We start from the raw sequence: 17,425 nt of genomic DNA, 5'->3' as shown, positions 1-17,425 counted from the left end.
AAGGGAGATCAGCAGCGATGCTGCACGACTGGGGCGTCATCGCCGCCGCGTTCGCCTATATCGGGTTCCTGTTCTTTGTCGCCAGCCGCGGAGACCGTTCGCCGCCGGCGCAACGCGGCCGCGCGGGCATGATGATCTATCCGCTGTCGCTGGCGATCTACTGTACCTCGTGGACCTTCTTCGGCTCGGTCGGATTTGCGACCCGCACCAGCGTCGACTTCCTCGCGATCTATGTCGGCCCGGTCCTGATGGTCGGCTTGTGCACGCCGCTGCTTCGCCGCGTGATCGGCCTTGCCAAGTCGCAGAACATCACCTCAATCGCTGACTTCATCGCCGCACGCTATGGCAAGAGCCAGGCGGTGGCCGCCACCGTGGCGCTGATCGCGATCATCGGCTCGGTGCCCTATATCGCGCTCCAGCTCAAGGCGATCGCATCCTCGCTGGAAACGATCCTGACCGAGGACAGGGCATTTTCCTCCGTCCCGATCCTTGGCGACATCGCGCTGGTGGTGACGCTGGCGATGGCCGTATTCGCGGTGCTGTTCGGCACAAGGCAGACCGACGCCACCGAGCATCAGCACGGCCTGATGCTGGCAGTCGCAACCGAGTCCATCGTCAAGTTGGTGGCGTTCCTCGCCGCAGGCATCTTCGTCACCTTCTGGATGTTCTCACCGACTGAACTGATCGAGCGCGCGATGAAGACGCCGGAGGCGGTGCGCGCCATCGAATATGTGCCGTCGGTCGGCAATTTCCTGACCATCACGCTATTGTCGTTCTGCGCCATCATGCTGCTGCCGCGTCAGTTCCATGTCAGCGTGGTCGAGAACTCAAGCCAGGACGAGGTCGGACGCGCGCGCTGGCTGTTCCCGCTCTACCTCGTCGCGATCAACCTGTTCGTGATCCCGATCGCGATCGCAGGGCTCGTCACCTTCCCGTTCGGCGCCGTCGACAGCGACATGTATGTGCTGGCGCTGCCGATGGAGGCCAACGCATCGCTGCTCAGCGGCGCCGTCTTCATCGGCGGGCTGTCGGCGGGCACCGCGATGGTAATCGTGGAATGCGTGGCGCTGTCGATCATGGTCTCCAACGACATCGTGCTGCCGATGGTGCTGCAGCGAAGCCGCGAAACGCTCGCCGGGCAAAAGGATTTCAGCGACTTCCTTCTGAGCGTGCGCCGCTTCGCGATCTTCGGCATCATGGTGATGGCCTATTTCTATTACCGCGCGCTCGGCAACACCCAGCTTGCCGCGATCGGGCTGTTGTCGTTCGCGGCGATCACACAGCTCGCGCCCGCCTTCTTCGGTGGGCTGTTGTGGCGGCAGGGGACTGCGCGCGGTGCCATCGCCGGCATGGTGGTCGGCGTCGCCGTGTGGATCTACACGTTGTTCCTGCCGAGCTTCCTGGAGAGCAGCACCACGGGGCTGATGCTGCTGCAGCATGGCCCGTTCGGCATCGAGGCACTGCGGCCGCAGGCGCTGCTCGGCACCGACCTGCCGCCGCTGCTGCACGGGGTGCTGTGGAGCCTGTCGCTGAATATCTTCACCTACCTCGTGTTCTCGCTGGCGCGGCAGCCGACCTCGATCGAACGGCTGCAGGCGGACCTGTTCGTGCCGCACACGTTCACGCCGATCGCGCCGAGTTTCCGGCGCTGGCGCACCACGGTGACGGTGCAGGATATCCGCAACACCGTGGCGCAATATCTCGGGCCCGAGCGCGCCGGTCACGCCTTCGAGGCATTTGCGGCCGAACGTGGCGGCAGCCTCGACCCATCGGCGCCCGCCGGGCTCGAATTGCTGCAACATGCCGAGCGCCTGATCGCTTCCTCGATCGGCGCCGCCTCCTCCCGCCTCGTGATGTCGCTGCTGCTGCGCAAGCGCACGGTCTCGGCGAAGGCCGCGCTGAAGCTGCTCGACGATTCCCATGCGGCGCTGCATTTCAACCGGGAGATCCTGCAGACCGCGCTCAACCATGTGCGCCAGGGCATCGCGGTATTCGACGTCAATCTGCAACTGATCTGCTCGAACCGGCAATTCGCCGAGCTGCTGGCGCTGCCGGCGCATCTGGTTCAACTCGGCATCCCCTTGCCTGACATCCTGGAGTTCATGGGCGCGGTCAATCCGCAAGACTCGGGCGACGCCCAGATCATGCTGGAGAAGCGACTCGCCGCCTACACCACCGAGGGCGAGCCTTATCTTGAGCGGCTGCCCGACCGCCACATGGTGATCGAGGTGCGCACCAACCGGATGCCCGGCGGTGGCTTCGTCATCACCTTCTCCGACGTGACGCCGAGCTTCGAGGCGGCCGAGGCGCTGGAGCGCGCCAATGCGACGCTGGAGAAGCGCGTGCGCGACCGTACCGAGGAACTCACCCGCCTCAATTCCGAGCTGGCACTGGCCAAGAGCGCCGCCGAGGATGCCAACATTTCCAAGACGCGATTTCTCGCGGCCGCCAGCCACGACATCCTGCAGCCGCTGAACGCGGCGCGGCTCTACGTCACAAGCCTCGTGGAGCGCCAGCAGGGCGGCGAGGATTCGCGCCTGGTCGAGAACATCGACGACTCCCTGGAAGCGATCGAGGAGATTCTCGGCGCGCTGCTCGACATTTCCAGGCTCGATGCCGGTGCGATGACGCCGTCGATCAGCCGCTTCAAGATCGGCGATCTCATGCGTTCGCTCGAAATCGAGTTTGCGCCGATCGCGCGCGCAAAGGGATTGGAGCTGACCTTCGTATCATCGTCGCTGGCGGTCGAGTCCGACCGTTCGCTGCTCAGGCGGCTGTTGCAGAACTTCATTTCCAACGCGATCAAGTATACGCCGCGGGGGCGGGTGCTGGTGGGCTGCCGACGTCGGGGCCAGTCGCTCAAGCTCTGCGTCTATGACACTGGCGTCGGCATTCCCGTGCTCAAGCGCCGCGAGATCTTCAAGGAGTTCCACCGCCTCGAGCAGGGCGCACGGATCGCGCGCGGCCTGGGACTGGGCCTGTCGATCGTCGAGCGGCTGGCGCGCGTGCTCAACCATGGTATCGCCCTCGACGCCAATGCCGGCGGCGGCTCGGTGTTCGCTGTGAGCGTGCCGGTCGCGAAGGCCATCAATCATACAGGCCCGGTGACCAGCGCAACGCCGCTCGCCAAGACCCCGATCAGCGGCGCGCTGATCGTCTGCATCGAGAACGACCCGGCGATCCTCGACGGCATGAAGACGCTCTTGACCGCCTGGGGGGCCGAGGTGATCGCGGTAACCGATCCGGAAAGCGCGATCGGTGCGATCGAGGCAGCCGGCCGGCGTCTCACCGGCCTCCTCGTCGACTACCATCTCGACCGCGGCAACGGCGTCGCCGCGATCCGCGACATCCGCCGCCGCTTCGGCGAGGGACTGCCTGCGATCCTCATCACCGCCGACCGCAGCCCCCACGTGCGCGCCGCCGCGCGCGAGGAAAACATCGCGGTGCTCAACAAGCCAGTAAAGCCGGCATCATTGCGGGCGCTGCTCGGACAGTGGCGAACCCAGCAAATGGTGGCGGCGGAGTAGCAGGCATCGCGCGGACGCGCGGACGATCACCCCTGTGGCGTGCCCTGCCGCCATTGGCCACCGGCGATCTTGGCGGCGGCGATCACGGCCTGGGTGCGGCTTTCGACGCCGAGCTTTTGCAGGATCGCGGACACATGCGCCTTGATGGTGGCTTCGGAGACGCCGAGCTCGTAGGCGATCTGCTTGTTGAGCAACCCCTCCGACAGCATCATCAGGACACGCACCTGCTGCGGCGTCAACGTCACCAGCCGGTCACGCAGTCGCGCCATCTCCGGATCGTCGGCCGACGACAGGTCAGTATCGGCGGGAACCCAGACGTCGCCATCCATCACCCTCATGATGGCATCGCGGAGCGTATCGACGCCGAACCGCTTTGGGATGAAACCGGACGCGCCGAAGTCGAGCGAGCGACGGATCGTGCCGGCATCATCGCTGGCGGACACGATCACCACCGGAATCGCCGGATATTGCGCGCGCAGATAGATCAGGCCGGAGAAGCCGCTGATCCCCGGCATCGTCAGGTCGAGCAGGATCAGGTCGACGTCGGCATCCTTCTCGAGCAAGCTGGTGAGTTCGTCGAACGAACCGGCCTCGGTAATGACGGCCGAACTCACGACGCTAGCGACCGCCTGCCGCAGCGCATCACGGAACAGCGGATGGTCATCGGCGATGACAAGATGGGTCTGAACAGCAGCAGTCATCGGTATCTCGTGAGCGGGTCGCCGCCCCCTTTTGGTCCTTTGTCCTCCGAGCGGCGGCTGCGTGCAAGCGCGTAATTCCACCGTTTCTCGAAGCAGTTAATCCGCCCGCTTGTGCGCCGCAATACGCGGGCCGAAGTCGAGATCGAAGCCTGCACGCCCGCCGTGTTCCTCGCGTGCAGAAGGTCGTGCAGAGGGCCGAAAGTCTTATTGGGGCGACTTTTGCCGCGATGTTACGCTTCTGCCAAGCCCGTAGCTCGTCCGGCCGAACTCGGCAGGCGAGTCCAGCAGCAATAATTTGGGGGGAATGATCCAGATGTCCACAATGACTGCAGCTTCGGCGCGCCCCGCCGGAATGACGAAGGATGAGCGCTTCGTCATCCTTGCCTCCTCGCTCGGTACTGTCTTCGAGTGGTACGACTTCTATCTATATGGATCGCTGGCCAGCATCATCGGCGCGCAGTTCTTCTCCGCCTATCCGCCGGCGACCCGGGACATCTTCGCGCTGCTGGCCTTCGCTGCCGGCTTCCTGGTGCGTCCGTTCGGCGCCATCGTGTTCGGCCGCGTCGGTGACATCGTCGGCCGCAAATACACGTTCCTTGTGACCATCCTGATCATGGGTCTGTCGACGTTCATCGTCGGTCTGTTGCCCAATGCCGCCACTATCGGCATCGCGGCGCCAATCATCCTGATCGCGTTGCGCCTGCTGCAGGGCCTGGCGCTCGGCGGCGAATATGGCGGTGCAGCAACCTATGTCGCCGAGCACTCCCCGCAAGGCAAGCGCGGCTATTACACCTCCTTCATCCAGACCACAGCCACGCTCGGCCTGTTCCTGTCGCTGCTGGTGATCCTGTTCACGCGCAGTATGACCGGCGAACAGGCCTTTGCGGAATGGGGCTGGCGCATTCCGTTCCTGGTGTCGGTGCTGCTGCTCGGCATCTCCGTCTGGATCCGGCTGCGGCTGAACGAATCGCCGGTGTTCCAGCGCATGAAAGACGAGGGCAAGAGCTCCAAGGCTCCGCTGACGGAAGCCTTCGCCAACTGGGCCAATGCCAAGATCGTGCTGCTCGCCCTGTTCGGCGGCGTGATGGGCCAGGGCGTTGTCTGGTACACCGGCCAGTTCTACGCGCTGTTCTTCCTGCAATCGATCCTGAAGGTCGACGGCTATACGTCGAACCTCCTGATCGCCTGGTCGCTCCTGCTCGGCACCGGCTTCTTCGTCGTGTTCGGCGCGCTGTCCGACAGGATCGGCCGCAAGCCGATCATCCTCGCCGGCTGTGCGATCGCGGCGCTGACCTTTATCCCGATCTTCAAGATGATCACCACCAACGCCAACCCGGCACTGGAAACGGCGATCGAAGCCGCCAAGGTCGAAGTGGTGGCCGATCGCACAGGCTGCGGCGACCTGTTCAACCCGGTCGGCACCCGCGTGTTCACCGCACCTTGCGACACCGCACGCGCCTATCTCGCCCAGTCGTCGGTGAAGTACTCGACGACCTACGGCCTGGCCGGTTCCGGTGTGAAGGTCGTCGTCAATGGCAAGGAAGTGCCATACGCCGACGCCAAGGCCTCCAATCCGGCGGTGCTGGCGGCAATCCAGGCGGCCGGCTATCCGAAGGCGGGTGACACCGGCATCGTGAAGATGGCGCACCCCTTCGACATCTTCCGTCCGCAGGTCGCGGCCGTGATCGGTCTATTGTTCATCCTGGTGATCTTCGTCACCATGGTCTACGGCCCGATCGCCGCCATGCTGGTCGAACTGTTCCCGACCCGCATCCGCTACACCTCGATGTCGCTGCCCTACCACATCGGCAACGGCTGGTTCGGCGGCTTGCTGCCCGCGACCGCGTTCGCGATCGTGGCCTCCACCGGCGACATCTATGCCGGCCTCTGGTACCCGATCATCTTCGCGGCGATCACCGCGGTGGTCGGCTTCCTGTTCCTGCCGGAGACCAAGGACGTCGATATCAGCAAGACCTGAGACCAAGCGCTCTTCCAACGCTTGCTCGATCGGCCGCGGATCGCTCCGCGGCCGATTTGCTTTGAGCTATCCTATTTCGTGCTGCCAATGAACTGGAGCACGATTTCGCGCCGGTGCGGCCTGGCGCGATGCTCGATCAGGTAGATCGCCTGCCAGGTGCCGAGTGCAAGCTCGCCATCCAGCACCGGAACCTGCAGCGAGGTCGACGTCAGCATGGTCTTGATGTGCGCCGGCATGTCGTCGGGACCTTCGGTGTCATGGCGCCACCCGCCACTCTCGGGCGCCAGGCGGCGCAGCACGGTGAGGAGATCCTCGAGCACGGTTGGATCGGCATTCTCCTGGATGGTCAGCGACGCCGAGGTATGGCGGATGAACAGCGTCACTTGCCCCTCGGCCCCGCGCGCCTCGCGCAGGAAACGAGCGATCTCCGACGTGAGATTGGTGAAGCCAACGCCCGGTGTCTGCACCGTCAGCAGCGACGACACGATGGTACTGGCGCCGACAGTCGACGGGGCGCTGCGCGAGAGTGATCGGGTCGAGGTCATGAACGAAGCCCATCCTACGAAGCCGCGAACTAAATCTTCCCCTCCGACGCGTCGCGCTGCACGCGGCTGGCCATCTCGACCAGGCGGCGCCAGACTCGTTCGAGGAACGACATCACGCGATCCATGTCTTGATCGCTCGGCAACGGGATTTCGATCTTGCGTCCACCCTCCGCAACCTTCGGCTCGCCGTTCTTCAGCGAATCCGATTTCGGCAGCGCCTCGTCGGTCTTGCCGGCGGTGCTCGAATCGCGCTGCACGAGCTCGGCCTTGAGCTTTTCGTTCTCGGATTGCAGCCGGCCGATTTCCGCGTCCATCGCGGCGCGTTCGTCGGGCACGGCATAACAGGCCCAGCCCGTGCCCGAATTATTGTTGCAGGTTGAAACCGTGCCGGTCCGCGTGTCGAGCCGCAGCACGCCGTCCGCGGTGTTCGACAGCGCGTAACGACCATTCTCGGCATCTGGTCGGGATTGGGCCAAGGCCGCGCCGCCCAGGATCAAGCTCAACGCCGCACCGGCCATGGCCGGAGATATCTTCCAGGATGACGTCGCGTGGCACATCGGCTTGCTCCCGCAAGGGTTGGCCTATCCTATATCGGACGTATATGGCGGCCTGCCCGACTTCAATGCATCGGCCGGCAAGTCGAGCCGGTCCTGGTCCCAAAACACCCCACTCCCCGGCGAGCTGAACAGGTCGGCCACGATCGCGTGCCGGCCGGGCAGGATTCCTACGACGATGCAAGCATCCCAACAGAGCGTCCCGACCGGTGCAAGACCGCCGCGGCCTGAATGCTGGCTGTTGCGTTGCGATGACAGGTCGCAGACATCTGGAATATCTCCAAATAAGTGCAATCGAATCAATGCACTAACTGGTCGTTACGCAATCTTGACTTGATCGGACCCGGTAAGTATGGTCCGCGCGGCTTTTGAGGGTGGCGGCGCAATTTCCATCAACCGCAGCATCGTTTAGTGTCTGCCGCATGGCGGAAAACAAAAACGACAACGCAAGTGGAAATCGCGACCAGTCGTCGTCCGACGAAGCTGCGCTTTCCGCAAGGCTCGGAAGTCTGGATCATCGGTTGTCCAAAATACGCGACAGCCGCAAAATCAGGACTGATCAATCCGGTACTGAAAGCGGAGACGGTGCCGCCAGAGCTTCGGCGATGGCGCTCGGTTTCCGCCTGTCCTCGGAATTGGTTGCGGGCGTTGTCGTCGGGGCGGTGATTGGCTGGGGGTTCGACCGTCTGCTGTCGACATCGCCGTTCGGTCTCATCGTGTTCTTGCTGCTCGGCTTCACGGCCGGAGTGGTCAACGTGGTGAGGTCTGCGGGCGTAGCCTCAGGCAAGCGCTGAGCACTGGCGGAAGTCACGACATCTGTAATTCGATTGCCGGCGCATAAGCCGGGGGACCAAGAGCCGCGCGGATGAAAATCGATCCGATCCACCAGTTCAACATCGAACCCCTCTTCACGATCGGCCATATCGGCAATCACACGATCGCCTTCACCAACTCATCGTTCTACATGTTGCTGGCGGTGGCGGTGATCTCGGTGCTGATGCTCGCGAGCGGTCGGCAACTGGTTCCCGGGCGTCTGCAGTCGGTCGCCGAAATCTCCTACGAGTTCGTCGCCAGCACCATCCGCAGCACCGCCGGCTCGGAAGGCATGAAGTTCTTCCCGCTGATCTTCTCGCTGTTCATGTTCATCTGCGTCTCGAACCTCGTGGGCATCATCCCCTACACGTTCACGGTTTCGAGCCACCTCATCGTCACCGCGGCGCTCGCGCTACTCGTGTTCTTCACCGTCCTGGTCTACGGCCTCTACAAGAACGGACTGAAGTTCTTCAAGATTTTCGTGCCGTCCGGCGTTCCGATCTACATCCTGCCGCTGGTTATGTTCATCGAGATCCTGTCGTTCTTCCTGCGGCCGGTCTCACACAGCGTACGTCTGTTCGCCAACATGCTGGCCGGCCATATCGCGCTGAAGGTGTTCGCAGGCTTCGTCGGAATGCTCGGCGTCTCGCTGGGCGCCATCGGCTGGCTAGGCGGCGTGATGCCGCTGGCACTCACGGTCGCCCTGACCGCCCTCGAACTGCTGGTCGCGTTCCTGCAAGCCTATGTGTTTGCGATCCTGACCTGCATCTACCTCAACGACGCCATTCATCCGGGACACTGAGCGGTCCGGGGAATTTCCACCCACATCTATCTTTCTCTCCAAGGAGTAAACTATGGAACCGGCAGCAGCTAAACTTATCGGCGCGGGCATCGCATGCATCGGCATGGGCGGTGCGGGCGTCGGCGTGGGCGTCATTTTCGGCAACTATCTCGCCGCCGCCGTGCGCAATCCGTCGGCTGCCCAGGGCCAGTTCGGCAACCTGATCTTCGGCTTCGCCGTGACCGAAGCGCTCGGCATCTTCTCGCTGCTGATCGCGTTGCTCTTGCTGTTCGTTCCGCTCTGAGCGGCACACTCTTGCGCCGCCTGTGGGCGGCGTCCATGACAGCTACAGGAGAACTCCATGGCCGAGAGTCATGGCGAAGTATCGGGCCAGAAGGCCGGCGCCCACACCGAAGCCGATGGCGGTCACGGCGGAGGCTTCCCTCCGTTCGATTCGTCCACCTTCGCCTCGCAACTGGTATCGCTGGCTATCGCCTTTGTCGCGCTCTACATCATCGTGTCGCGCTTTGCGCTGCCGCGTGTCGGCGGCGTTATCGAAGCGCGGCAGAACATGATCGAGAGCGATCTGGCGGAAGCGCAGAAGCTGAAGGACGAATCCGAGGCTGCGCTGAAGGCCTATGAGAACGACCTGGTGGCCGCACGTTCCCGCGCTCAGGCCATCAGCAACGAGACCCGCGAGAAGCTGAACGCGGCCTCCGAAGCCGAGCGCAAGGCGCTGGAGGACAAACTCGCAGCCAAGCTCCACGACGCCGAGAAAACCATCACGGCGACGCGGGCGGCGGCGATGAGCAATGTCCGCGGCATCGCGGCGGATGCGGCGACTGCGATCGTGCAGCGGCTGACTGGCTTGGCGCCGGATGGCGCTGCGGTGAACAGCGCCGTCGACGCCTCGCTGAAGGGATAAGCTCGATGTTCACCGAACCGGAAACCTGGGTTGCGATCGCCTTTGTCATCCTCATGGTGGTGTTTGCCTATCTCGGCATCCATCGCACGGTGCTGAAGGCGCTGGACAACCGTAGCGAACGCATCAAGGCCGAACTGGACGACGCTCGCCGTCTGAAGGAAGAGGCCGCAAAGCTGCTCGCCGAATACAAGGCCAAGCGCACGACCGCCGAGCGCGAGGCGGAGGACATCGTCGCGAGCGCCAAGGCGGACGCCGAACGCATCGCGGCGGAAACCAAGGCGAAAATGGAAGATTTTGTCGCGCGGCGGACCAAGACCGCCGAGAACAAGATCGCGCTCGCCGAAGCCCAGGCTTTGGCGGATGTCCGTGCGGCTGCGGCGGATGCTGCCGTGACGGCGGCGTCCACCATCCTGTCGCGGTCGGTCAAGGGCCCCATCGCCGACGACCTCCTGGCCAAGGGAATCGCCGAGGTTCGCGCCAAGCTGAACTGAGCGGCTTCAATGCAAATCAAAAAGCCGGCGCGAGACGATCGCGCCGGCTTTTTTGTTTTTTGCTCCCGCGTCATCGCCCGCGAAGGCGGGCGATCCAGTATTCCACAGACGCCTGTGATTGAGCCGAGAGGCCGCGGCTTACTGGATACCCCGCCTTTGCGGGGTATGAGGTCTTCGGTGTGTTGGCCGCTACCTCCTCCTCACCGCCTTCGGCTTTGGCTCGGGCTTCAGGGCCTGCGGGTCGAAGCCGATGTAGAAGATGTAATTCTCGGCAACGTCGGCCGACGGCGCCGGATAGGTCAGATCCTCGGCCACCAGCGTGAAGGGTTCGCTGCCGGATTCGCCCATCGTCACCGTGGTCTGGTAGGCCTTGGTCGCGATCGTCTTTTCCGAAACGCCGCCTTGCACCACGGCGACGCGCAGCGGGACCTGGATGGTCGGCGGCGCGCCGGCGGGACCGACGATGATCCGGCCCTGGATGCCGATCCGCGCCGTGATCTCGCCGCCATTGATCGCGCATTCGCGGGCGGTACGGGTGATCGTCGCCTGGAACCGCAGGTCACTGCCGACCGGCTCCTTGCCGGGCGCCCCCACCGCGTAAGTCGAGGCACCCGACCGGATCGCCACCGGCGGACAGAGGACGTCCGATGCGCTGCTCTGGCCTTCGGCCGGCGCTGGCGGCTTCTCAGCCGGCTCCTCGGTCTTGCCGCCGCCGAACAGGCTCTTGAAGCGGTCAGTCAATGACTGTGCCGCCGCTGGCGCGGCCAGGGCGCCGCAACCAAGCGCGGCCGCCACCACAGCGGCGAACGCGGCCCTGATCACATGATGTCTTGTCATCCGAAATCCCTGCCATCCCATTTCCCGGGCGGCGTTATAGCAGCGCAATGGCGGCGAACCCAAGGCACCCGGAGACGACGCTCTAGCCCCGGAAATCCTCATGCAACAGGCCAAACAGCAGGTGATCCTGCCAAATGCCATTGATGCAAAGATAACGCCGCGCCAGGCCCTCGCGGGTGAATCCGCATTTCTCCAGGACCCGGATCGAGGGCGCGTTGGAAGGGATGCAGGCGGCCTCGATGCGGTGCAGATTGAGCTCACCGAACAGCGAGGGCAACAGCACCCGCAGTGCCGTAGTCATGTAGCCGCGATGCGCATAGGGTTCCCCGACCCAATAGCCGATGGTGCCGGCCTGCACGATGCCGCGGCGGACATTGGCAAGCGTGATACCGCCGATCATCACCCCGTCCGCCTCGCGGAAAATGATGAAGGGATAGGAGCGGTCGGCGGCGATGTCCTCGGCGTAGCGACGCAGGCGGCGGCGGAAGCCCGCCCGGGTCAAATCATCGGATGGCCAGATCGGCTCCCAAGGCGTGAGATAGGCGCGGCTCGCTTCGCGCAACTGCACCCATTGCAGGAAGTCGGACATTTGCGGCGCCCGCAGCAGCAGGCCATGACCGCGCGGCATCAGTGCAGCCGGTCCGCTGGATGGCAAACGAAACAGGGCCATGCCCGTCAACTCCCCTGCCCGCTGTCGGGGCTGCCGGTCGATCTATTTGGGCATGATCTTTCATGCCCTAGTGCAGGAGCGTCTTCGCCTTCGACCGAGTCAATCCTTCCGCAAAAGACACCGCCGTGTCCAGACCTCTCCCGCTGCCGAGCGCAACCACCGCCGGCCGGCTGCGCGAGAGCAGCGCACGGGCTGCATTACGGGTCGATTCGACGCTCACCGAATCGATCCGGCTCACCAGTTCGTCCACCGTCAGCGGCCTGCCATAGGCTAGCACATGGCGTGCCAACTGCTCGGCGCGAGAGGAACAACTCTCCAGCGCCATCAACAGCCCCGCCTTCATCTGCGCCTTGGCGCGGGCGATCTCAGCCTCCGTCAGGGTCTCCACGGCCTCATTGATCACGTCCACGATGACTTCCATCATCTCCGGCGCATCTGACGGGTCGGTGCCGGTGTAGAGGCCGAAAAAGCCGGTGTCGCTATAGGGGGCGTGGAAGGTGTAGATCGAGTAGCACAGTCCCCGCTTCTCCCGCACCTCCTGGAACAGCCGCGAGGACATCCCGCCGCCGAGCGTGTTGGTGAACACCTGCAGCGAGAACAGCGACAGGTCGGTCTGCGGCACGCCTTCCAGCGCCAGCGTCAGATGCGCCTGCTCGAGGTCGCGGTGAACGACGCGGGAACCGCCCTTGCCAAACATCGCCGGCAGCGGCTTTGGCGCGGGCGCTGGATCGAAGCTCGCGAATTTTTGCGCAACCTCCTCGACGACCCGCTTGTGGTCCACCGCTCCTGCGGCGGCAATCACCATGTCGGGCCCGCGATAGTGGGTGGCGAGATAGCCACGCAGCATGTCGCGATTGAACCCCTTCAGCGTCTTGGCGGTGCCGAGTAGCGAGCGGCCCATCGGCTGGTCGGGATAGCAGAGCTCGTTCAGGTGCTCGAACACGACGTCATCGGGCGTATCCTGCGCAGCGCCGATCTCCTGCACGATGACGCTCTTCTCGCGCTCGAGCTCGTCGGGAACGAAGGAGGGATTGGCGAGGATGTCTGCGAGCACGTCGAGCGCCAGCGGCACGTCCGCCTTCATCACGCGCGCGTAATAGGCCGTGGTCTCGGTCGAGGTGCCGGCGTTGAGATCGCCGCCCACGGCCTCGATCTCCTCAACGATCTCGCGCGAGGAACGGCGCGTCGTGCCTTTGAACGCCATATGTTCGAGCAGGTGCGAGATCCCGTGTTCGTTCGACTTCTCGTCGCGTCCGCCGACGCGGGCCCACACGCCGAGCGCGGCCGTCTCCAGATGCGGCATGGTGTCGGTGACGACGGTCAATCCGGACGGCAGCTTGGTGACCTCAACGCTCATCCGGTTACTCCCTGCTTGGCGGCGCGGCTCACCGACAATACGAACTTTTCGACTTCCGCCTGATCGCTTTTCATCACCTTGAGGTGTTCGGGTTTGGTCATCAATCCGTCGAGCCAGGCCGGCAATTGCGGCCGGACCCCGCAAGCGGCCTCGACCGCATCGGGGAACTTGGCCGCATGCGCGGTCGACAGCACGATATTGGGAATCTTCGAATCGGCGCTGTCACGGTCGGCGACCGCCAGCGCCACCGCAGTGTGCGGATCGACGAGGTCCCCGGCCTCGCGCCAGGCGGCGCGGATCGCGGCCGCGGTCTCGGTTTCGTCCGCCTTGCCTGCGTCGAACTCCTCGCGGATCGCAGCCAACATCGCAGCCGGCAACACGAAGCGGCCAGACTGCTTCAAGGAATCCATCAGCCGCCGCACGCTGTCAGCGTCGCGCCGGCTTGCCTCGAACAGCAGCCGCTCGAAATTCGAGGAGACCTGGATGTCCATCGACGGCGAGGTCGTGGTGTGAACCTCGCGCACCTCGTAGATGCCCGTCTTCAGCGTGCGCGGCAGGATGTCGTTGACATTGGCCGCGATACGCAAGCACCGGATCGGCAAGCCCATGCGCTTGGCGACATAGCCCGCAAAGATATCGCCGAAATTGCCGGTCGGCACCGTGAAATCCACTGTCCGGGCCGGCGCGCCGAGCGCGACCGCCGAGGTGAAATAGTAGACCACCTGCGCCACGACCCGCGCCCAGTTGATCGAGTTCACGCCGGACAGCGACACGGCATCGCGGAAATCGTGATGGTTGAAGAGCCCCTTCACGATTGCCTGGCAATCGTCAAAGGTGCCTTCGATCGCCAGCGCATGGATGTTGGCGGCGCCGGTCGTCGTCATCATCCGCCGCTGCACGTCGGAGATCCGCCCCTGCGGGAACAGCACCACGAGGTCGACGTTCTCGAGATTGGCAAAGGCCTCGACCGCGGCACCGCCGGTATCGCCTGATGTCGCGACCACGATCGTGGTGCGCTGTGAACGCTTCGCCAGGACGTGATCCATCAGCCGCGAGATCAGTTGCATCGCGACGTCCTTGAACGCCAGCGTCGGGCCGTGGAACAGCTCCAGCAAAAATTGATTCGGGCCGATCTGGTCGAGCGGCACGACGGCGGGATGGCGGAACGTCGCATAGGCTTCGTTGGCCATGCGACCAAGATCGGGATCGGAAACCTCCCCGCCGGCGAACGGCCTGATGATGTCGACCGCGACTTCCCAATAGGGCCGTCCGAAGAAGCCGGCGATGGTTTCGCGCGACAGAACCGGCCAGCTTTCGGGCACGTACAGGCCGCCGTCGCGGGCCAGCCCGGTCAGCATCACGTCACAGAAACCAAGAGCCGGGGCCTCTCCCCGGGTCGAAACATACCGTGTCAAACCGCCCTCCAAAGGCCCAAGCCTCTATCCCAAGCCTTTGATATTATGGAACTTATCGCGCTCGCGCTGCGCGGACTCGAAACGCCACCATAAAGGGTTTTCGTGCCAAGTGGAAACCGCTTCTTGTGTGGCATTGCCGCAAGGCGCTGTCGGCTGATCGATTTGACGACGGCGCACCGTCAAGCGCACGGAGATGCGCCAATCCGAGATGCTGGCGTCGCAACGACAGCCGCACCGTCGTTCGTTCTCGGGCCGTTCTACCCGTTCGTATGGCATCATCTGCGACGCGCCGGGAACCATTGCCGGTTCTCCCGTTTTTACCTCCGCCATCAAGGCAAGAGGAGCAGCGATCAGCAATGCGGCCGACGCTCCGTCAAATGGGAGGATAAGGAAGATCATGAAACGGATTCTGTTGATCGGCGCCGCACTGGTCGTGTCGATGTTCGGACTGACCGCGTCGGCGTCCGCAAGGCTCGGCATCGCGCCGATGGCATCGACGAGCGACGCACTCGTTCAAGTCAGGGGCGGCTACGGACACGGGTATCGCGGGTACCGGCGTGGCCGCGGGCATCACTACGGCCGGTATCGCGGGCGCGGGCATCACTACGGCTGGCGCTATCGCCGCTCCTATTAGGAATCAGGAATCGCCGCATCGCGCTGCTGTTTCTAATTGCCCCGGCAGAGGCGAATACGGCGATGGGAACGGTCGCGCCCTTGGGCGCGACCTGTTCCGTCAGCCTAACGCCATTTCCACGGCAATACGGATCAGGTCGGAATGATTCTTGGCGCCTAGCTTCTGCTTCAGAAGCGAAGTGGTATTGGCGACGGTCTTGTAGGAGATGTTGAGCGCCGCGGCGACCTCGCCGATCTTGTCGCCCCGGCCGAGCAGCCGCAGGATTTCCAGTTCGCGCGGCGACATCAGCGAGGCCGGATTGGCCTTGATGGCGGCACCCGAAAAGGTCACTGCCTCGGCAAGATGCGGCGATATGAAATTGTCCCCTGCCGCCACCTTGCGGACGGCCTTCACGAACACCCTGGGGTCATCGGTCTTCGAGACATAACCCTGAGCACCCGCTTCCACCGCGCGGACGACGAAGGCCGGATCGTCGTTCATGCTGAACATGATGATCTTGGCCTCCGGATCGTCCTTACGAATCCGGCGCATCAGTTCGAAGCCGGAAACATCCGGGAGATTGATGTCGATCACGGTAACATCGGGCTTCTTGCTGACATACGCCCGGTGACCCGATTTGGCGTCAGCGGCTTCCTCGATCTTGACTGAGCTGTCGGAAGCGAATAGCGAGCGGCACCCGGACAACACCACCGGGTGGTCATCGACGATCAATATTCTTGTGGCCGGTTTCGGCGTATCTTGCATCACTTGCATTCTGTATCGAGAACATAGTTCCCGGGGAACCCATGAAAAGGGAAAACCACCGGAGCGAATTAGAATTATCCAAATGTGGAAAAGGTTTTCGCTTCGAACGCGGTTTTTTCTTCCACTCGGGATCATGTTCGTGGCCGCGCTCCTGGTTGGGGCGATCTCGCTGCGGCTGTTCGCGCCGGTGCAACTGTCGGACGAAAGCGCACCCGCTGCGCGTTCAGCCAAGGTGGTTGCCGACGCACTCAACCGCGCGCTCCGGACGGCGGCCAATCCGCAGGTGACGCTTGATGCCTTCGCGCAGGCGCTAGGCACATCCGAAGCCATCCGCTTCCAACCCGACGGTGCAAGCCAGCCGTTGCAGCAGCCGGCCGACGTGCGAACCCCGATCGGATGGGTGCCGCGATGGTTCGTGAGCCTGCTCACAATACCGGACGTGGGCGCATCGTTTCCCGTCCAGATCGAAGGAAAGCAGGTCGGCGAGATCATTTTCTCGCCCGATCTGTCCGCCGATATCTTCGAGAAGTGGATCGGCTTTGTCGCCATCACGTTCTCCGCGGTCGCGCTGACGCTGCTCACCGCCGCTATCGCCTATGTCAACGCGGGCGCTGTGCTGCGTCCCGTGCAAGACCTCGGCGCGGGCCTCACGCGGATGCGCGGGGGCGACTATGAGCAGCTCATTTCCCCGTCCGGCCCGCCGGAGATCCGCCAAAGCGCCGAGGAAGCCAACGAGCTTGCCCGGACGCTCTCCCGGCTGAGTCAGGACAATCGAAGTTTGCTGCGCCGGATCGTCTCGCTGCAGGACGACGAGCGACGCGACATGGCGCGCGAACTGCACGACGAGCTCGGACCGCTATTGTTCGGGATTCGCGCCAAGACGGTTGCGCTGCACGAAGCAATCCCGCAGGACAACGCGCAGCTTGCCGCGTCCGCCGATGGCATCCTGCAATCGGTCGAAGCACTGCAGCAGGCCAACCGCCGCATCCTCGACCGGCTGCGACCGCTCTACATCCAGGAGTTGGGACTGGAGAGGAGCATCGAGACCTTGTTGCAGTATGCCCGCGCGCCGGCACCGGGACTCAAACTCGTCTCCCGCATCGACGGCAGGCTGAATGCGATCGAGGGTCTGCTCTCGCAGACCGTCTATCGCGTGATCCAGGAGAGCATCACCAACGTGCTGCGCCATGCCCGCGCCGATTCGGTCACCGTGGAGGCTTCGATGAAGGCGACGGAGCTGGTCGTGGAGGTATCCGACGACGGCATAGGCTTTCCCAAGGATTGCGTCTTCGGCCGCGGCCTGACCGGGATGCAGGAACGGGCCCGCGCGCTGAGCGGCACGCTCGAGCTGGTGCGTGAAGACGGACGGACCATCGTTCGCTGCAGGCTGCCCGTCGGCGACGACCCGCTTGGTTAGGGCATAATCCGATCGGACTGAACCTTCACCGCTCCC

18 protein-coding genes are annotated in these 17,425 nt (G+C 63.8%); 9 read left to right on the top strand and 9 right to left on the bottom strand.

All coding sequences use genetic code 11. From position 1 onward, the window contains the following. Positions 1-17: 17 nt before the first annotated feature. On the top strand, positions 18-3,527 hold the full coding sequence (locus tag J6497_RS00485) for a PAS domain-containing hybrid sensor histidine kinase/response regulator (RefSeq protein ID WP_225702264.1): 3,510 nt from the start codon (positions 18-20) through the stop codon (positions 3,525-3,527). A gap of 26 nt (positions 3,528-3,553) precedes the next feature. Here the strand turns inward: J6497_RS00485 and J6497_RS00480 are convergent, their stop codons facing one another. Beyond that, on the bottom strand, positions 3,554-4,228 hold the full coding sequence (locus J6497_RS00480) for a response regulator (protein ID WP_225702263.1): 675 nt from the start codon (positions 4,226-4,228) through the stop codon (positions 3,554-3,556). Positions 4,229-4,580: 352 nt separating this feature from the next. Between J6497_RS00480 and J6497_RS00475 the strand changes: the two genes are divergently transcribed. Continuing rightward, a complete protein-coding gene (locus J6497_RS00475) occupies positions 4,581-6,206 on the top strand; it encodes an MFS transporter (protein WP_225702775.1) in 1,626 nt (541 codons plus the stop codon). A 71-nt stretch (positions 6,207-6,277) separates the two neighbouring features. Here J6497_RS00475 and J6497_RS00470 read toward each other — a convergent pair whose 3' ends face one another. Both J6497_RS00470 and J6497_RS00465 read right to left on the bottom strand, forming a co-directional pair. Then, positions 6,278-6,751, bottom strand: a complete 474-nt coding sequence (locus J6497_RS00470; protein WP_225702262.1) for a secondary thiamine-phosphate synthase enzyme YjbQ — start codon at positions 6,749-6,751, stop codon at positions 6,278-6,280. Positions 6,752-6,780: 29 nt separating this feature from the next. After that, positions 6,781-7,308, bottom strand: coding sequence for a hypothetical protein (locus J6497_RS00465; RefSeq protein ID WP_225702261.1), 528 nt, complete (start codon positions 7,306-7,308; stop codon positions 6,781-6,783). A gap of 419 nt (positions 7,309-7,727) precedes the next feature. Between J6497_RS00465 and J6497_RS00460 the strand changes: the two genes are divergently transcribed. The 5 genes from J6497_RS00460 to J6497_RS00440 all read left to right on the top strand — a co-directional run bounded on the left by J6497_RS00460 (position 7,728) and on the right by J6497_RS00440 (position 10,315). Next, a complete protein-coding gene (locus tag J6497_RS00460) occupies positions 7,728-8,099 on the top strand; it encodes an AtpZ/AtpI family protein (protein WP_225702774.1) in 372 nt (123 codons plus the stop codon). 71 nt (positions 8,100-8,170) lie between these two features. Continuing rightward, positions 8,171-8,920, top strand: coding sequence for a F0F1 ATP synthase subunit A (locus tag J6497_RS00455; RefSeq protein WP_225702260.1), 750 nt, complete (start codon positions 8,171-8,173; stop codon positions 8,918-8,920). A gap of 52 nt (positions 8,921-8,972) precedes the next feature. Next, positions 8,973-9,203, top strand: a complete 231-nt coding sequence (locus J6497_RS00450) for a F0F1 ATP synthase subunit C (RefSeq protein ID WP_027537362.1) — start codon at positions 8,973-8,975, stop codon at positions 9,201-9,203. Between the two features lie 57 nt (positions 9,204-9,260). Then, positions 9,261-9,824: a F0F1 ATP synthase subunit B family protein gene (locus J6497_RS00445; RefSeq protein WP_225702259.1), complete on the top strand. Its 564-nt coding sequence runs from the start codon at positions 9,261-9,263 to the stop codon at positions 9,822-9,824. Positions 9,825-9,829: 5 nt separating this feature from the next. Continuing rightward, positions 9,830-10,315, top strand: a complete 486-nt coding sequence (locus J6497_RS00440) for a F0F1 ATP synthase subunit B family protein (RefSeq protein ID WP_225702258.1) — start codon at positions 9,830-9,832, stop codon at positions 10,313-10,315. Positions 10,316-10,504: 189 nt separating this feature from the next. On the opposite strand, the gene J6497_RS00435 is transcribed toward J6497_RS00440, so the two are convergent. The 5 genes from J6497_RS00435 to J6497_RS00415 all read right to left on the bottom strand — a co-directional run bounded on the left by J6497_RS00435 (position 10,505) and on the right by J6497_RS00415 (position 14,993). After that, positions 10,505-11,152 carry a hypothetical protein gene (locus J6497_RS00435; RefSeq protein ID WP_225702257.1) on the bottom strand — a complete coding sequence of 216 codons (648 nt, stop codon included), beginning with the start codon at positions 11,150-11,152 and terminating at the stop codon, positions 10,505-10,507. Positions 11,153-11,234: 82 nt separating this feature from the next. After that, positions 11,235-11,822 (bottom strand): GNAT family N-acetyltransferase, encoded by a 588-nt coding sequence (locus J6497_RS00430; protein ID WP_225702256.1) that lies wholly within the window; start codon positions 11,820-11,822, stop codon positions 11,235-11,237. Between the two features lie 67 nt (positions 11,823-11,889). Next, positions 11,890-13,179, bottom strand: coding sequence for a M16 family metallopeptidase (locus J6497_RS00425; protein WP_225702255.1), 1,290 nt, complete (start codon positions 13,177-13,179; stop codon positions 11,890-11,892). Continuing rightward, positions 13,176-14,594 carry a threonine synthase gene (gene thrC / locus J6497_RS00420; protein WP_225702254.1) on the bottom strand — a complete coding sequence of 473 codons (1,419 nt, stop codon included), beginning with the start codon at positions 14,592-14,594 and terminating at the stop codon, positions 13,176-13,178. The genes J6497_RS00425 and thrC overlap by 4 nt, the downstream gene beginning before the upstream one ends. A gap of 24 nt (positions 14,595-14,618) precedes the next feature. Then, on the bottom strand, positions 14,619-14,993 hold the full coding sequence (locus J6497_RS00415; RefSeq protein WP_225702253.1) for a hypothetical protein: 375 nt from the start codon (positions 14,991-14,993) through the stop codon (positions 14,619-14,621). Here J6497_RS00415 and J6497_RS00410 point away from each other — a divergent pair. Beyond that, positions 14,992-15,228: a hypothetical protein gene (locus J6497_RS00410; RefSeq protein ID WP_225702252.1), complete on the top strand. Its 237-nt coding sequence runs from the start codon at positions 14,992-14,994 to the stop codon at positions 15,226-15,228. The genes J6497_RS00415 and J6497_RS00410 overlap by 2 nt on opposite strands. Positions 15,229-15,327: 99 nt before the next feature. Here the strand turns inward: J6497_RS00410 and J6497_RS00405 are convergent, their stop codons facing one another. Then, positions 15,328-15,972, bottom strand: a complete 645-nt coding sequence (locus J6497_RS00405) for a response regulator transcription factor (RefSeq protein WP_225702773.1) — start codon at positions 15,970-15,972, stop codon at positions 15,328-15,330. Positions 15,973-16,105: 133 nt separating this feature from the next. Here J6497_RS00405 and J6497_RS00400 point away from each other — a divergent pair, with 133 nt between their 5' ends. Then, positions 16,106-17,389: a histidine kinase gene (locus tag J6497_RS00400; RefSeq protein ID WP_312010190.1), complete on the top strand. Its 1,284-nt coding sequence runs from the start codon at positions 16,106-16,108 to the stop codon at positions 17,387-17,389. Positions 17,390-17,425 lie beyond the last annotated feature (36 nt).

This window comes from Bradyrhizobium cenepequi (genome assembly GCF_020329485.1).
GTDB classification, from domain to species: domain Bacteria; phylum Pseudomonadota; class Alphaproteobacteria; order Rhizobiales; family Xanthobacteraceae; genus Bradyrhizobium; species Bradyrhizobium cenepequi.
The sequence above is the reverse complement of the archived record's forward strand: the minus strand, read 5'-3'. Positions and strand labels throughout refer to the sequence as shown.

Excerpts from the sequence above, each read along its gene's own strand:
- J6497_RS00485 (WP_225702264.1), top strand. The coding sequence starts at position 18 with ATGCTGCACGACTGGGGCGTCATCGCCGCCGCGTTCGCCTATATCGGG.
- J6497_RS00480 (WP_225702263.1), bottom strand. The coding sequence starts at position 4,228 with ATGACTGCTGCTGTTCAGACCCATCTTGTCATCGCCGATGACCATCCG.
- J6497_RS00475 (WP_225702775.1), top strand. The coding sequence starts at position 4,581 with ATGACGAAGGATGAGCGCTTCGTCATCCTTGCCTCCTCGCTCGGTACT.
- J6497_RS00470 (WP_225702262.1), bottom strand. The coding sequence starts at position 6,751 with ATGACCTCGACCCGATCACTCTCGCGCAGCGCCCCGTCGACTGTCGGC.
- J6497_RS00465 (WP_225702261.1), bottom strand. The coding sequence starts at position 7,308 with ATGTGCCACGCGACGTCATCCTGGAAGATATCTCCGGCCATGGCCGGT.
- J6497_RS00460 (WP_225702774.1), top strand. The coding sequence starts at position 7,728 with ATGGCGGAAAACAAAAACGACAACGCAAGTGGAAATCGCGACCAGTCG.
- J6497_RS00455 (WP_225702260.1), top strand. The coding sequence starts at position 8,171 with ATGAAAATCGATCCGATCCACCAGTTCAACATCGAACCCCTCTTCACG.
- J6497_RS00450 (WP_027537362.1), top strand. The coding sequence starts at position 8,973 with ATGGAACCGGCAGCAGCTAAACTTATCGGCGCGGGCATCGCATGCATC.
- J6497_RS00445 (WP_225702259.1), top strand. The coding sequence starts at position 9,261 with ATGGCCGAGAGTCATGGCGAAGTATCGGGCCAGAAGGCCGGCGCCCAC.
- J6497_RS00440 (WP_225702258.1), top strand. The coding sequence starts at position 9,830 with ATGTTCACCGAACCGGAAACCTGGGTTGCGATCGCCTTTGTCATCCTC.
- J6497_RS00435 (WP_225702257.1), bottom strand. The coding sequence starts at position 11,152 with ATGACAAGACATCATGTGATCAGGGCCGCGTTCGCCGCTGTGGTGGCG.
- J6497_RS00430 (WP_225702256.1), bottom strand. The coding sequence starts at position 11,822 with ATGGCCCTGTTTCGTTTGCCATCCAGCGGACCGGCTGCACTGATGCCG.
- J6497_RS00425 (WP_225702255.1), bottom strand. The coding sequence starts at position 13,179 with ATGAGCGTTGAGGTCACCAAGCTGCCGTCCGGATTGACCGTCGTCACC.
- J6497_RS00410 (WP_225702252.1), top strand. The coding sequence starts at position 14,992 with ATGAAACGGATTCTGTTGATCGGCGCCGCACTGGTCGTGTCGATGTTC.
- J6497_RS00415 (WP_225702253.1), bottom strand. The coding sequence starts at position 14,993 with ATGATCTTCCTTATCCTCCCATTTGACGGAGCGTCGGCCGCATTGCTG.
- J6497_RS00405 (WP_225702773.1), bottom strand. The coding sequence starts at position 15,972 with ATGCAAGATACGCCGAAACCGGCCACAAGAATATTGATCGTCGATGAC.
- J6497_RS00400 (WP_312010190.1), top strand. The coding sequence starts at position 16,106 with ATGTTCGTGGCCGCGCTCCTGGTTGGGGCGATCTCGCTGCGGCTGTTC.